A 15,121-nucleotide genomic window follows, 5' to 3' on the forward strand; every position below is an offset into this window, starting at 1 on the left:
AAGCAGAAACATCCATAGCTTAATATTAAAAGAAGAAAAAAACACAAGAACCTAATACGATTCTTGTGTTTTTTAATATGTTATGTGACCTTTAGGCAATATGTCCCGAATGTTTAATAAGAGCTAAAGTCAATTCCTAAACTAAACTGCCCCGTTGCTAAATTTTCTTCAATTGTAACATCAATTTCCTAAGATTATTAAAAATCCTTAAAGGAATTATTATTATTATTTTCTGTTATTCGGACATCCTTATTTAAAATACTAAATAGGGAGTGATTATTCTGTTATTGTTGGAAGCAGTAAAATCTTTTGAGGCTGATAAAAGAATTGAAGGATTTTCTCCACATACTTTAAATGCATACAGGCTGCAAGCAAAATTATTAGTTAACTATTTCGGTAATACAAATATGAAGGACCTCACCACCCAACAACTAAAGCAATATCTTTCCGAATCAGGAAAAGACCTGAAACCATCAAGTTTATCCCACCGAATTAGGTTTTTACGATCCTTATTTCGTTGGTCACACGAAGAAGGGGTTATTGATAATAATCCTGCTAGTAAAATTAAAGAATCAAAAGTGGGGAAACGTATTCCAAAATTCTTAACAGAAAGAGAGATTGAATATTTACGAGATGCCTGTTCTACTCCAATGGAGAAAGCCTTGTTTGAATTTATGTTTTCAACCGGGTGTCGTATAGGAGAAATTTTAAAACTTGACCGTAATAGTATAAATTGGGGAAGCCAATCGGCAATTGTTCGAGGAAAGGGAGATAAAGAAAGAGAGGTATATTTTAATATTCGTTGTGATATATGGCTGAAGAAATACTTAAACAGCAGGAACGACAATGATCCAGCTATATTTGTTACAGAACGTTCTCCGCATAGAATGAGTATTGCTCAAATGAGATACATTATTAAACGTATCTCCAACAGTGCTGGGATTAATAAATCTATACATCCTCACCAGTTATAGACATAGCTATGCTACACATCTATTAAATAATGGTGCTCCACTTGAAGTTATACAAAGCCTTTTAGGTCACGAAAAAAGTGAAACAACTCGAATCTATGCCCAATTAAGTGGAAGACTCCGCCAAGAGTTTTACAGAAAATATTTTTAGAATGAAGGAGAGCAACGTCTAAAGCTCCACGTTGCTCCCTTTCATTATTGCACCCTTTACTTTAAGTGTATTACTTCACAAATTTTGGTTTTCATTTTGATTGTTGTCTCATTGAAATAGCCACACTAACGACAATTCCTACAATACACGATATTATTATTTTTATAAGAAAGTTATCAGTAACCCCATCAATTACATATCCTTTAAACTTTTGAAATAACGTTGCTTCTGGAACCCAATCAATCACATATCCTACCCCTAATATTGCAGGTAGGCTTATCAGCACATAAACAGAAACAAAAGAAATTAAAAACACTTTTATATTCATTATATCCCCCCTCGAACCTTTACCTTTTAGATTTCTTCATTAGGAAAAGTATCCCTCAACATTGAAGAAACGCACCAATCACTTTAATAGATTTTTTCTAAGAATTTTTGTATTATCTGTATTTAATTCTCCATAGCCTTCATCATCATTATTGCTGACAATTTCTGCTGTACCTGCACTTTCATTAAACCAAATTTCGTATTCAACCAATCTTTCAGGCATATTTTCATCAAATTCGAAAAATAAAGTTGCTTTTACATCTGCTTTTCTAGCCATGTTAACCTTTGTATTGGGGGACCATTTAATATCTTCGAAGGCTTTCTTTAACAACTCAATTGATTTTTTATCTGTTATCATTACAACTTCTTCGTAATTCCCTTCTTTATCAACCTTTTGAACATCTACTCTTGTTAAAACCCCTTCTTCTTGTCCAGAGCAAGCAGCTAACAACATAATTGCAAAAAGAAAAATAATGCTCATTATTTTTTTCATATACATACACCTCCATAAAATTAGACGTTGTTATTCTCAATAAAAGTTCCATTTTTTTAAAACTATCCTGCCCCGTTCGTATTATAAGGTTAGCCAGAATGCTAAATATTTCTGGTTGACCTTTTTTTGTATGGTCTTATTATAACACTGTAGCCGGGGTAGAACGTAACTGCCCGTGGGACCTGGATCCCGTCAAGTAAACCGTTCGCCCCCTACTTGTAGAAACATGATTGAGGCTGGTTGGGACTGTGATCTCGTATAACAAGCGAAGCTATGAAACTACAAGAAGTATTAGGGGTACCGGCAAATAAAAGATAAGGAGATGGTCGAGAATGAATCCAGTCGTTGGTCTGGATATTTCAAAGGGGGAAAGTCAGGTTCAAGCTTTTGTAGATAAAGGCAAACCTTTTCGTAAGAGTTTTAAAGTATCTCATACTCTTGAGGGGCTTTGTTTACTTGTAGAGTTCTTGGATCAAGTACAGAAAGAAACAGGTCAGAAGCCACCTGTAATTCTAGAAGCAACTGGGCATTATCAGACACCAGTTGTCCAATATTTAGATGAACGTGGATATTTATTAATTATTATCAATCCTTTAATTTCGTATAAGGCAAAGAGTTCTAGTCTAAGAAAAGTAAAGACCGATGCAGTCGATGCTTATCTTCTCTGCGATTTGTATTATAAAGAGGAGTTAGAGCCATATAAAAAGCGAGAGATTCAGTTATTAAACCTTCGTAATCTTACGAGACAACACGAAAATATTACAGGCGTTATGATTCAGACTAAACTTCAATTTCAGGCTGTACTTGATCAGGTATTTCCTGAATATCGAGGAGTTTTTGGTGATTTGTATTCGGTGGTATCACTCTTAACATTACAAGAGTTTTCGTCATCTGAAGACATATTAAAGGCTAGTGATAAAACAATCTCGAATAAGATTAAAGAATTATGTAAAAGTCGCTCAGTCAGGTGGGCAAATGAAAAAGCCCTAAAACTAAAAGATGCGGCAGTTCGTAATCCTTTTGAAAAGACTGTCTACCAGAGTCATATATTAAGCTTAGGTATGTACATCAACATTATTCTTCAATACAAAGAGCATCTATCAAGGTTAGAGTCAGAGATAGACGCTCTCGCTAAGGAAATTGAAGAATATAATATTATCAAATCCATCCCCGGTAATGGAGAAAAAATCGCTGCCACGATTGTTTCTGAAATCGGTGAGATAGATCGATTTAACCATCCTAAAAAGCTTGTAGCTTTCGCTGGTGTAGATCCTAGTGTATTTGAATCTGGTAAATTTAGAGCTACCCAAAACCGGATTACTAAAAGAGGATCAAGTAGACTTCGCCATGCCTTATATATGGCAGTTCGTTGTGCCATTCGTGATTGTCGTAAGAAGAAAACCACAGATGAAATACTCCCCAGAAACAAAAGAATGAGGGAGTTCTATGATAAGAAACGTGAAGAAGGAAAGCCCTTTAAGGTCGCTGTCATCGCCTGTGTAAATAAGCTCTTACATTGGATTTTTGCCTTACTAAAGAACAGAACAACTTTCCAAGATATAGCTTAACGACTATATCTATCTAAATAATACAAAACCTTCCAATGAGAACCTAGCGGAAGGTTATTTGTCATGATCTTTTTTAGTATATCATGGATGTTTTAAGTTTTTTATTGAAAAATGTTGACAAACTATTAGCTGGTTTAGTTTAAGTAGATCTTTTCACAATTCACCATTTATTTTACCATGAAAATCCATTCCATTTGGGAAAAAATTCCAGAAATTCAGTCCACTCAAAAAATACCTATGTAGCCATCTGCATGCTTGATGAAACACATACAAAGCTTCCATACGGTTTTCATTCCCACCAATATCGGGTATAATAAAAATATAATCAGTGCATAAAATAAAAAGAGACCGCTAGTGCGGTCACACTAGTGGTCTTGTACAACAGCCCTTCAAGGGGGCGGCTCACTGAGTGGGAAAATAACTACCCAAACGCTTGCCAGCTTTTATGGGTGGTTATTTTTTTTGACTGGACTGAATCGCAACCATCAACGTTCCAAAGGAAATCATCAGAACCAACGATTCAAATACCGTCATCAGGCATCACCCCCTTCCGTCATGGAAGTCAGGGAGTGAGCCACCACCCATGAAAGCCTTGCTGTACAAGATAATTATAGCAAAGATTACCGTTCAATAATAGAACATACCATCTCTGCCTTTTTACTTACGCCCTCTTATTTAGACGATCCCTTTCATTCATCACTGATTTCACTTTCCATTGTTTGTCCATTTCCATGCTATTGTTTAGCTTTTGTGCGAATATCTTTGCTGACTTAAAGTCCGGAAACATTTTAGGTATTTGGCTGTTGGATTTAGTTAGAACCTCCGTTGAATCATTTATTCTCCGTATAAGAATAAACATCTATTCAACTCCCTTCATAGTTCAGCTAAAAACTCGCTGTAGTTTCATCCTCCCATATTTCCCCTTAGAAATGTGGGAATTAACTAAAACGTCATAATCTCTTTAAAGTCTGTAACTTATGGTGTGTTAATTATACTTTTGTGCCGTAAAGTAAGACACTAATTTTCGGGTGAATGCCTCACCCAATGCCACAATTCTCTTCTCTCCAGCTCCTCTTCCAGCAGAAGAATGAAGTCTCTATCCAACTCCATAGCCAGAGCCTTTTTATAGGCATGGACCAAAAGTTCATCCGATAGATGTTTCAACGTCTTCCCCCTTCCCAGTTCCAATAGCTAACTCAAAGTATTATCCATTTTTCTTTTACCAGATATGACCTTGAAAAACTAACCTTCTTTGACGAATTCTCCATATTGATTTAACAGGTAAAACAACTTCCCCTCGCCTGCATGTAGGTCTTCATCCGTGGTTATACGCAACTTCAATTCTCTTGCATACATCTTCAAGGACTGGAGATGTTTCAAGGATTCCGCAACGATAATCAGTCGCTCATGACCAATACCTTTCCATTTCAGGTGCATGATCAATTCCTTGATATCGCCCCGGGATACATAGATATGGAACAGCTTTCCTTGAAACTCGATGGCTCCCGTAAAGGGTTCGGGGGCTGGGAGGATTGTCGAATTGGGAAAATAGGGATACAGTTCAAAAAACATCAACCGTTTCAAAACATCTTTCGTTTGGTATTCCACCCAGTAGTTCGGTTCATAAGGGACACCGGCAATCACTGCTCCTACCTGTCCGAGGGTATAAACAGGCATGACTTGCTTGTTTACATGGAGTTCATGGCGCACGATTTTCTGTTCTCTTACCATCCGTTTCAACCGCTTCTTCGGTAAGCGGAACAACCGGGAGAGCTGTCTTCCCCCGACTATTCCTATCTTCGCCATCGCCTCCAATGCGGCACATTCCTTGGGTGACTCATCATTGACATAGTTTATTTTTTTCAAATTGGACGGAAGGCGCTTCCAGTGCAGTTCCCATGGCTGTTCGATGGAGAATGGGCTTGTCATTTGAATGCCTCCTTACAATACCCGGGTGATGCGCGTGCGGATCTGTTCCTTTTCCGTATTGATGTTATCCACCCGTACCAGCACCCGGTCGTCTTTCTGGACGTTTTGGAATTTCAAGTGGCTGGACAGGGAATCGACGCCCGGCTCTAAGCAGACGAATACGCCATATTCCCGGACTCCTGATACCTTTCCGACGTATTCCCCGTTCTTCTGGTACCGCTTCACGCAATCCGGCCATGGATTCTGCTGCAGGGCCTTCGCGCTGACCTCTACTTCCTTCTTGTCCTCGTCGATGGATAGGACTTTCACCTTCAGGGCATCCCCTTCCTTGAATTCCTCGTGCAAATCATCGATCCATCCGTAGCGGATTTCCGCTATCGGGAGAAACACCTGAATACCGCCGATATCCCCGAGCATATAGTCATCGCCTACATGGCGGACGACTGCCGGGATGACATCTCCTTCCTCGATTTTCCGAAGGGTGATGTCAGCCATCTTTTCCAGCGCCTTTGTCCGGGAACCGGTAAAGAGCTCATTCTCCTGGTCGTAATTGAGCACCATGAAGGCGATATCTTGCCCCGTCATGGAACGCAGCTGCCGGAGGTTCTGTGCCCCGGTGAATTCCAGCGGAATCAATCCCCGAATCGAGCCGACACGGACGACCGCGCAAGCCTTCTTTTCTTCCCCGTCCGGTCCAACTTTTTCGATACCGGAGATTGGAGCATAAAGGATTTTGTTGTTCTGATATGCCCCATAGATTTTCATCCAGTTTTCCATCGTATGATCCTGTTCCTGGTCCACCATTTTGGCTGGGTCAAACCCTTCAATCATCACCTTTTCGTTCAGTTCTTCTGCCATTGCAAATCTCTCCTTTTCAAATTGGTTTTGAATTTCTTTAAGATACTTTTATATAAAAAGCCCCTCTCTATGGAGAAGGACTTTCTAATCCCAAAAAAGCCGTCGCTGGATGCTTTGGGTTTCACCGTTACTGGTTTGTTTTTTTGTTCAATTTCTTGTTTTTGGCTGGTACCTTGCTCCCCATCCAGACTGCTTTGAACTGGTTCCTCCCTCTTTTCTTGTTCCGGCGGATAATCTAAAGGTGAAACCACTGGGCTGGATGGTTCTTGCTCCAAGTTAATATCATTAATCGGGGCATCCTGTGTTTCTTCTTGAACAGCAACCGTAGGGGGTTCTTGCTGAACAGGTGTGGACGGCGATTCTTCTTCTATTCTATTTGAAACATGTTTTGTTTCTTCCGTCTGTCTGACATCCCAGTTTCCAACGGTTCGCTTCATGGATACGTGATTTGCGGGTTGTACCGTATGTTGCTGCATGCTTCTGCCTGCGTTTGAAATCCGTTTTAATTGAGCTATTGTCCCAGCCCCGGCTTTTTTCAACCCGTTATGCAGCCTGACCCTCAGGCGGTTGTCTTCCCATTCCTTCTTTTCCTTCCAATCGGCTGGCACCAAGTTCCCTCGCGCAAGGGAAGGTTTCTGCATGGCTGCTTCATACATGATTTTGTGAATGAAGCTGTACTTCGGCAGATTGTCCATGATGTCTGTTGGGTCGAAACGGTATTCCTCCGACTCTGTATCCCGGTAGGAATCCGGGAAGAGGTTCGGCAGAAAGATTAGATGCTTGTACGTCGATTGCCGCATGACGATCTTGTCCTTCCCGAACTCATCCGCAAATTCCTGGGCATCCCGGAAGCCGATGCCGTTGAAGCATAACTTGTTCCGGCAGTTGGTCATGATGGCCTGCTTCATGGCACGCGGGCTAATATCCCCCGCTTCCACCTCCAGCTGCCCCAAGGACTGTGAAGCCAGAATGCCGGATACTTTGTAGCTGGCGGCGAGCGACAGGAATATCTCCACCTGTGGGTTGATGTAGCGTTTGTACTCATCGATGAACATGAAATGCGGCGTGCGGGTGTCTTCGGTTCCCGGCCGGCGGAAAGTACCGTTCTGCAGATGCATGATCAGGAATTGGCCAAATGCATCTCCGGCTTTTTTGAGGGTGCCAAGGGCCGTATTCACGATAAGCACCCCGTCGTTGGCAAAGTGTTCATCCACTCCCAGGTCGCTTTTGCCGCACATGATATTTTTCAGTAGTTCGTTGCTCGTGATGTTCTCCAGCTGGGCGCGCAGGCCGATGACAAACTGTTTGTATTTCTCCGCCATGCTTCCGAGCAACTCGTTCTCAATGGAGTGAACAAGATCCGTTTCCCCCTCACGCATCCGGAGTTCATTGGTCCCAGAAGTTTGAGGTCTCTCAACGTCTCCAACACTTCCATCAGGTCGACCCCATCGCCCTTCAGTTCTTTCAACAGCCTGGTCACATTCCGGGCTGCCAGCTCCTGCACATTGGCAAAGAATGCGTCCTGTTTCCCGAATAATCCGCGCAATACAATGACGGTGCCTTCCACGACATCTTCCACGTTACCTTCCATCGGGTTGAATTTATGGGTATCCGGGCTGGTGGGGTCGATGTAAATATAGGGAATGTCCATTTCATCACAGAATTCCTTCACTTTCTCGGCAAACTCCCCCTTTGGGCTCCACCACCGATAAGCCGAGTTTCTTCTCCTGCTTCTTCTGCAGGAGAAGTTGGTAGATCATCGGCTCCAGAACGGATGCCGTTTTCCCTGACCGGGTCGCCCCGACTACCAGCATGTGGGTGAACATGTCTTTCCCCTTCCACACGATGGGTGTGTCGCTATGTTCTAGGGAGTTTCCCAGTACGGTCACGATTTCCTCGCTGTTTTTGCTTTTCGACTGTTTCAAGTCTCTTTTGTATTCCGTGTGTCCCTCCTGTGGCTGTTCGGTTATCCGTTGGTTGCCCCTCTTCTTCCGATAGGCGGATTCCGCACGCATGAAGAGGACGTTCAAGTAGATGCCAAGCGTTCCAAACAGAAGCAGGGTCCTCTTCATCATGAATTCCCTCGTCACCATCTGTTCCCAATGCCAGACCTGAAAGGCCATGGCAGCGAGAGACATGACGACAAACAGAGTGATGGTGAGACCAACTAGGCGTTTCACCACAGGCGAAATGGTTATTTTTCCGCGCCATTTATTCATGAAATAAAATGCTAACAGGGTTCCGGCTACCCCCAAGGGGAACAACGGACTTGGGATGATCGCCCCCTGGAATAGGAGGAAGCATCCCGTGACGGCCAGGGTGAAGCCGATCAGGGTTATGGTCATTAGCAATTTGTATCACCTCATTGGAAAAATTGAGCATAAAAATAAGCACCGCTCACACGGTGCCCATCTTCAAGGATATCTTATTTTTTTCGTATGATGTGTTAGTTTCTAGTAAAGTTCTCTAAAATAGAATTGGTTTAGGAGGTTGTCCAATTGTTGGCTGCATTCTACCGTCTTAGGGTTTGCCAATCCAAGCGCCAAGCCAAGTTGAATCATTTCTTGCTTCTTTCTCTTAATAAGTGCAGGCAGGTCCATTTCCACTGGTTCGATCACTTGCTCCATGATTCGTTTCCCCTCTTCAATAAATTCTTGATGTAGGTCTTTCGTATGAAGACCCAACGAAAAAGATTATGACAACTTTCCAACACCGGGGCAATAGTTTCGACAAAAGAAGTCATATTGCCACGAACTTAGATAACTGGTATGACAATATCTGTGTCGATGATTATCATGTACACCTAAGCATTAGGTATTTAGTCTATCATCAGGCATAAAAATAGCACCGTCATCAAGAACGGTACTGCATTAGAACGCTACATCTCTCCTCGCTTATTCCTCATTCTATCAACCCTTTGTCTTCCCTTTTCCCAAAGATACGAAGTTATCACACTACATAGGGAACCAAAAGATAGGAGATTTCCGTATGCCATGAAATATACATTGTACTTAAATTCAAATCCGAGACCAATGCTTCCCAGAATAAGACCAATGATTAACAACGTACCAAATATCCATAAGTTATAGTCTGATTTCATTCCACGTTTGACTTGAATAGTCTTTAATATTATAGAAGTTAACAGGGAAGCAGCCGTGACATATAAATAGATCAATTTTTGCTTCTCTCCCTTCATTTATATTATGATAGCGTATTCGTATCTAAATGGCAAAGTGTGGGTATATGTTTCTTTTGTCCGGCTCTTCCCTGCATAAACATCCATTCATACACCTGTTTCCCTTAGTAAGGAGCCCTGTACCGCTTCATATTATCGATGGAAATCACATAAGCCATCTCGTCGGCGAGTAACACTCTCATCGCCTGCAATATCCGTATTTGAATCTCCGGCTGGAAGGTCTGCAGTTCCTTATTCAGCGACCGTTCCGTATGGGTATGCCTGGTGAAGCTTTTCAAATCTGTAAGTATTTCATACGTGGGATAAGAATGCTGATTCTCAGCTATCATGATTTTTCCTCCTATCATTTTTGATTCCTTAATGCCGTATCCAATATCTCTCCTCCTACTTCCAGGAAATGCACATGGTGGACATGCTGGAGCAGTCTTTCATGTTCCGGGCGGAGTCCCGGGTGTGTGAGCACCAGCACCTTGCGACCGTTCAGCTCGTATCTGTCTTTCCGATATTGTAGGATATGTTTGATTTTTACGAGGTCGGTATCCAGCAAATTGACGAAGTACATTTCCTCACCTTCATGCTGGACAATCTGGCTGAGTCCTTCTGGATGGCCTCTAATCGTATTGCCTGTTTCATTGGCGGGCACGTGGAGTATTCTCCGGTATGCCAATTCTCTTACCACCTGCTCTTCGCTTGCTTGGAAAGCGAGGAGATAATTGATCCCGAATGTTTGCGGGAACACCTTCAAGCTCTTACATTCCGTGATGACCCTGCTGTCCATCAATCGGTTCACCACCTGGCTGAAGCTTTCCTGCCCCTTCGTGAAGAAGGCATAGGTATCGAAGAACCGATGCTGTTCCATCTCCTGGATGATTTTCTACAGGTTTTTGGCCGATGTGCTGTGCAGGAACGGATAGATGATAAAGCCATGCCGGCTGGGGTCGTCGCCCTCCCCTGCATATTCAAGAGCGTTTAGGCCATGGCAGTTACCAAGTAACCGCTGACATTTACTCTCATATATCAAAGAAAATGGAACAACAAAATACTGCCCAGTTTGAAGAATATCTGGACAGTATTTTAAAATAATATTTTTTTGGAATTTTAAGGGGCGTTCAAGGGGCGGTAGCGCTCATCCACTTTATTTTTCCTTAACGCCCCTTCACCTAAATCCCATCATATCAAGCTTAGTAAGAGGTCAGATACTGCTCTCTTTCCCAAGGATGTACAGTAGTACGGAACATATCCCATTCGATTTCTTTAGCTTCAACAAAGTGTTCGAATAGGTGCTCGCCTAATGCATCCACTATCACCTTATCCTGCTGCATTTCCTCCAATGCACCCAGCAATGTCGCAGGAAGGTCTTTTACACCATTTTCCTCGCGCTCTTCCTTCGACATCACATAGATATTACGGTCGACAGATTGTGGAGGAGTCAACTGATTTTCCACTCCATCTAGCCCGGAAGCCAGTAGCACAGCCATTGCCATATAAGGGTTGGCAGATGGGTCTACACTGCGGACCTCGATACGGGTACTAAGCCCACGGGATTTTGGCACACGGATAAGCGGACTTCTGTTGGATGCTGACCATGCAACATAAGAAGGTGCCTCAAAGCCAGGTACCAATCGTTTATAGGAGTTCACTGTTGGATTGGTTACTGCAGTAAAGTTTGTTGCATGCTTCAAGATACCTGCTGTAAACTGGTAGGCCACATCGCTTAATTGTAAGTCACCATTCTCATCCAAGAATACATTTTCTCCGTTCTTGAATAAGGACATGTTCACGTGCATACCAGAACCATTAACGCCAAATAATGGCTTTGGCATAAACGTGGCATGAAGATTATGTTTTCTGGCGATTGTTTTTACGACCAGCTTAAATGTTTGGATATCATCGGCATGCTTTACTGCATCGGAATATTTGAAGTCAATCTCATGCTGACCTGGGGCCACTTCGTGATGGGAAGCTTCAATTTCAAAGCCCATTTCCTCCAGTTCAAGCACAATATCTCTCCGGCAGTTTTCCCCAAGATCGGTAGGTGCCAAGTCAAAGTAACCGCCATGGTCATTCAGTTCTAAGGAAGGTTCTCCTTTTTCGTCCAATTTGAACAGGAAGAATTCAGGTTCTGTACCAATATTGAAAGCGTCGAAGCCAAGTTCTTCCATTTTCTTCAGGTTGCGTTTGAGATTATAGCGTGGGCAGCCTTCAAACGGAGTTCCATCCGGATTGTAGATGTCACAGATGAATCGAGCAACCTTCCCTTTTTCTGATGTCCATGGAAATACCACAAAAGAATCCAGGTCTGGATAAAGATACATATCAGATTCTTCAATGCGCACGAATCCTTCGATTGAAGAACCGTCAAACATCATTTTGTTATCCAATGCCTTATCAAGCTGGCTCAATGGAATTTCCACATTTTTAATAGTTCCAAGCATGTCTGTGAACTGAAGTCTGATAAATCTTACATTCTCTTCTTTGATTTGTTTTAGAATCTCGTCTTTCGTTAGTTTCTTCCCCATTCTTTCTCCTCCTATTATATATTCAAGTAATCATCAGGGAATCATGACTTCCTTTTGTATCCCCCTATACTTATTACCGTTTGACAAAAAATCTTGATAATTCACCCTGTCTCATGCTTGCTTTTCCGAATCTGCCAGCATCATTCAATTCATTCCTGAGGATTCTTCTCATCTCTTTATCGCTGATTTCTTTTTCCTCAGGCTGTTCGGCCTCTTTCTTTTCTTCGGTCAGCAGCAATTTAATACCGGCAATATTCAATCCTTTATCCAGAAGATTTTTAACCTCCAGAAGCTTGTCCACATCATTGAAGGAAAATAATCGCTGATTGCCTTTGGTTCTCTCCGGGTGAATCAGACCATGCTCCTCGTAGTACCTGATCTGCCTTGCAGTCAGTTCGGTGAGCTTCATAACTATTCCAATTCCAAATAAGGGCATTGAACGACGGTCCTGATCATTCATATATGTATCCCCTCAACTTTCTAAATATTATTATAAGCTATGTTAGTTATACTGTCAATTAAATGTAAGGATATATAACATAAAGAAGTGCCGACTATATTCTATACTTATTTACTTCCCTTTTTTACTCTAAAATACCCTTCTTTTTTAAGGCTTGGACTGCATTAGTTATGGCAATTTTTACATGGGCGTAAACGAGTCCCCCTTGGACGAATACGGTATAAGGCTCTCTGATTGGTCCATCAGCAGACAACTCGATGCTTGAACCTTGAATAAACGTCCCGGCGGCCATAATCACTTCATCCTCATATCCGGGCATCTCACTTGGAAAAGGTGTAACATAAGAATTCACTGGGGAATTTTTTTGGATTTCCTGACAAAATGCTATCATCTGTTCCTTTGTGTTAAAATTCACTGTCTGAATTAAATCAGTGCGGATAGAGTCATAACTGGGGCTGGTTTGAAAGCCGGCCAATTCCAAAAACCTTGCAGTGAATATTGCTCCCTTTAATGCTTCCGCTACAACATGGGGAGCCAAAAAGAAGCCTTGATACATTTCCTGCAAGGTACCTAGCGTAGGTCCGGTTTCTTTACCGAGCCCGGGTGCAGTTAATCTGTTTGCACAACGTTCAACAAGCACTTTTTTGCCTGCAATATAACCTCCAGTACGTGCCAGGCCTCCTCCTGGATTTTTTATCAATGAACCGGCTATAATATCAGCCCCAACATGCAAAGGTTCTCTTTCCTCTACAAACTCTCCATAACAATTGTCCACAAAAACAATCAAGTTTTCATCTATCTCTTTGAAAAACTTAACCATCTCACCAATTTGTTCCACTGTAAAAGAGGGCCGATCATCATACCCTTTAGAGCGTTGTATTCCAATGACTTTTGTCTGCTTGGTTATCGCTTGTGCTGCTTTGGCGTAATCAATCCCCCCACTTTCCATAAGAGGGACTTCCTTATAATCAATATTGAATTCCTTCAAAGAACCTGGTGGATTTCCCCTCTTGCCAATAACCTCTTCCAAAGTATCATACGGCTTGCCAGTAACGTAAACCAGCTCATCGCCCGGCCGTAGAAGGCCTGACAATACTGTAGAGATAGCATGGGTCCCGGATACCAGCTGAGGGCGTACTAAGGCATCTTCCCCGCCGAGCACTTCTGCATATACTGCCTCCAGGCCTTCTCGCCCAATATCATCATATCCATAGCCTGTGGTTGAGTTAAAGTGACTGTCACTGATCCGATTGTTCTGAAATGAGTCAAGCACCCGTCTCTGATTGGCTTCCGCAATTCTATCGATTTCTGCATGCTTGTAACTGCAGTCAGTTTCTGCCTGTTTCCTCCATTCTTCTATCATCTGTCATTAGTGCTCCTTTATTATGCTATTGAGCGGATGCCCGCTGCGTATAAAACCGTTTATTTGATAATGCTCTGTATCTTCCAAGAACTTTTTCTCTTCTACAATGCTTTCCCGCTCCAGTTTACTTATGATCCTCCCTTCTTCCGGCGGCAAGGTGGCAGAGTATTTCTCCCAATGCTCTGTCAGCATGGTTTCTATTTTTTTCAGAAGGATCTCGATGTCTTTTTCGTCAAAAGCACTGATCGCTATATAAGGATGGTGCATAGGAATGAAATCATCTTCAAACAGATCCTTCTTATTATAGACCGTTAATACCGGGAGAGTGTGTGCACCTAAATCTTCCAGCAATTTGAGAACGGTATCCTGTTGCTGCTCCCGGTCCGGATGTGCACCATCCACAACATGTAGAAGAAAATCCGCTTCCGTCACTTCTTCCAGTGTGGATCGGAAAGCCGCAATAAGTGAAGTTGGAAGTTCCTGCAGAAACCCGACGGTATCTGTGATAAGTGTGTGAAGCCCTGATGGCAGCTGAATCTGTCTGGTAAGAGGATCTAGCGTGGCAAAGAGCTGGTCTTCTGCTAGTGAACCACTGTCCGTCAGTTTGTTGAATAAAGTAGATTTTCCCGCATTAGTATAACCCACAATAGCAATCTGGTGGGCTTCATTGGCCTTTCTTCTTTGGCGGTACTGCTCACGCTGTTGGACGACCATCTTCAATCTGCGTTTAATGTCATAGATTCTTCGCCGGATATGCCGCTGGTCCGTCTCCAGTTTTGTCTCCCCAGGGCCTCGAGTTCCGATTCCGGCACCGAGCCTAGACATTGCTGTTCCTTGGCCATGAAGCCGTGGAAGCATATACTCCAGCTGGGCAAGCTCAACCTGCATCTTCCCTTCCTTGGTGCGTGCACGCTGCGCGAAGATATCCAATATCAGCTGGCTTCTGTCGATCAGCCGGACCCCGAACCTATCTCCTAAGTTACGTAGTTGGCCGGGAGACAGTTCATCATTGGATATGACAAGATCAATGTCCAATTCCTCGATTTGTTTAGCAATTTCATCAATCATGCCTTCCCCCATATAGGTAGCAGGATGAATTCGCTGACGGTTTTGTGTGACTACAGCATGCACACTCCCGCCAGCTGTGTTACTGAGGGACATCAATTCCTCCAGTGAGGAACGAAAGCGGTCGCTGTGCTGCTTATCTTTGTTCACTGCCATGATTAATATTTTCTCTTCCGGCATATACTTCCCCTTTCTGCAAGGCATTTTCTGTTAGGAACAGT

17 protein-coding genes and 1 pseudogene are annotated in these 15,121 nt (G+C 42.7%); 2 read left to right on the forward strand and 16 right to left on the reverse strand.

What is annotated here, in order from left to right:
• Positions 1-281: 281 nt before the first annotated feature.
• Positions 282-1,122: pseudogene (locus ACFODW_RS16960) on the forward strand (tyrosine-type recombinase/integrase).
• A 91-nt stretch (positions 1,123-1,213) separates the two neighbouring features.
• Here the strand turns inward: ACFODW_RS16960 and ACFODW_RS16965 are convergent.
• The gene (locus tag ACFODW_RS16965; protein ID WP_390307993.1) at positions 1,214-1,450 is read right to left on the reverse strand and encodes a hypothetical protein; all 237 of its coding nucleotides are present in this window, start codon (positions 1,448-1,450) and stop codon (positions 1,214-1,216) included.
• Positions 1,451-1,528: 78 nt separating this feature from the next.
• Complete coding sequence (locus ACFODW_RS16970) at positions 1,529-1,942, reverse strand: hypothetical protein (RefSeq protein ID WP_390307994.1); 414 nt, start codon at positions 1,940-1,942, stop codon at positions 1,529-1,531.
• Between the two features lie 332 nt (positions 1,943-2,274).
• Here ACFODW_RS16970 and ACFODW_RS16975 point away from each other — a divergent pair, with 332 nt between their 5' ends.
• The gene (locus tag ACFODW_RS16975; RefSeq protein ID WP_390307995.1) at positions 2,275-3,510 is read left to right on the forward strand and encodes an IS110 family transposase; all 1,236 of its coding nucleotides are present in this window, start codon (positions 2,275-2,277) and stop codon (positions 3,508-3,510) included.
• Positions 3,511-3,963: 453 nt separating this feature from the next.
• Here ACFODW_RS16975 and ACFODW_RS16980 read toward each other — a convergent pair whose 3' ends face one another.
• The 14 genes from ACFODW_RS16980 to hflX all read right to left on the reverse strand — a co-directional run bounded on the left by ACFODW_RS16980 (position 3,964) and on the right by hflX (position 15,080).
• Positions 3,964-4,044, reverse strand: a complete 81-nt coding sequence (locus tag ACFODW_RS16980; protein ID WP_390303775.1) for a putative holin-like toxin — start codon at positions 4,042-4,044, stop codon at positions 3,964-3,966.
• Between the two features lie 483 nt (positions 4,045-4,527).
• On the reverse strand, positions 4,528-4,674 hold the full coding sequence (gene sda, locus ACFODW_RS16985) for a sporulation histidine kinase inhibitor Sda (protein WP_390307996.1): 147 nt from the start codon (positions 4,672-4,674) through the stop codon (positions 4,528-4,530).
• Positions 4,675-4,752: 78 nt separating this feature from the next.
• Positions 4,753-5,439, reverse strand: coding sequence for a hypothetical protein (locus ACFODW_RS16990; RefSeq protein ID WP_390307997.1), 687 nt, complete (start codon positions 5,437-5,439; stop codon positions 4,753-4,755).
• A gap of 12 nt (positions 5,440-5,451) precedes the next feature.
• Positions 5,452-6,297: a S1 RNA-binding domain-containing protein gene (locus ACFODW_RS16995; RefSeq protein ID WP_390307998.1), complete on the reverse strand. Its 846-nt coding sequence runs from the start codon at positions 6,295-6,297 to the stop codon at positions 5,452-5,454.
• Positions 6,282-7,619 (reverse strand): TraM recognition domain-containing protein, encoded by a 1,338-nt coding sequence (locus tag ACFODW_RS17000; protein ID WP_390307999.1) that lies wholly within the window; start codon positions 7,617-7,619, stop codon positions 6,282-6,284. The genes ACFODW_RS16995 and ACFODW_RS17000 overlap by 16 nt, the downstream gene beginning before the upstream one ends.
• Entirely contained in the window at positions 7,544-7,969 is a 426-nt protein-coding gene (locus ACFODW_RS17005) for a hypothetical protein (RefSeq protein WP_390308000.1), read from the reverse strand. The genes ACFODW_RS17000 and ACFODW_RS17005 overlap by 76 nt, the downstream gene beginning before the upstream one ends.
• Positions 7,953-8,648: a hypothetical protein gene (locus ACFODW_RS17010; RefSeq protein WP_390308001.1), complete on the reverse strand. Its 696-nt coding sequence runs from the start codon at positions 8,646-8,648 to the stop codon at positions 7,953-7,955. Before ACFODW_RS17010 ends, ACFODW_RS17005 begins: the two co-directional genes overlap by 17 nt.
• 102 nt (positions 8,649-8,750) lie before the next feature.
• Positions 8,751-8,924 carry a Spo0E family sporulation regulatory protein-aspartic acid phosphatase gene (locus ACFODW_RS17015; RefSeq protein ID WP_390308002.1) on the reverse strand — a complete coding sequence of 58 codons (174 nt, stop codon included), beginning with the start codon at positions 8,922-8,924 and terminating at the stop codon, positions 8,751-8,753.
• A gap of 673 nt (positions 8,925-9,597) precedes the next feature.
• Positions 9,598-9,822: a hypothetical protein gene (locus tag ACFODW_RS17020; protein ID WP_390308003.1), complete on the reverse strand. Its 225-nt coding sequence runs from the start codon at positions 9,820-9,822 to the stop codon at positions 9,598-9,600.
• Positions 9,823-9,836: 14 nt separating this feature from the next.
• Positions 9,837-10,352: a hypothetical protein gene (locus tag ACFODW_RS17025; RefSeq protein WP_390308004.1), complete on the reverse strand. Its 516-nt coding sequence runs from the start codon at positions 10,350-10,352 to the stop codon at positions 9,837-9,839.
• Positions 10,353-10,674: 322 nt separating this feature from the next.
• A complete protein-coding gene (gene glnA, locus ACFODW_RS17030; protein WP_390308005.1) occupies positions 10,675-12,012 on the reverse strand; it encodes a type I glutamate--ammonia ligase in 1,338 nt (445 codons plus the stop codon).
• Between the two features lie 73 nt (positions 12,013-12,085).
• The gene (locus ACFODW_RS17035; protein WP_390308006.1) at positions 12,086-12,472 is read right to left on the reverse strand and encodes a MerR family transcriptional regulator; all 387 of its coding nucleotides are present in this window, start codon (positions 12,470-12,472) and stop codon (positions 12,086-12,088) included.
• Positions 12,473-12,596: 124 nt separating this feature from the next.
• Complete coding sequence (locus ACFODW_RS17040; protein ID WP_390308007.1) at positions 12,597-13,835, reverse strand: methionine gamma-lyase family protein; 1,239 nt, start codon at positions 13,833-13,835, stop codon at positions 12,597-12,599.
• Between the two features lie 6 nt (positions 13,836-13,841).
• On the reverse strand, positions 13,842-15,080 hold the full coding sequence (gene hflX, locus ACFODW_RS17045) for a GTPase HflX (RefSeq protein WP_390308008.1): 1,239 nt from the start codon (positions 15,078-15,080) through the stop codon (positions 13,842-13,844).
• Positions 15,081-15,121: the final 41 nt, after the last annotated feature.

Origin of the sequence: Virgibacillus sediminis (assembly GCF_042643265.1) — a bacterium.
Taxonomy (GTDB): Bacteria; Bacillota; Bacilli; order Bacillales; family Amphibacillaceae; genus Virgibacillus_O; species Virgibacillus_O sediminis.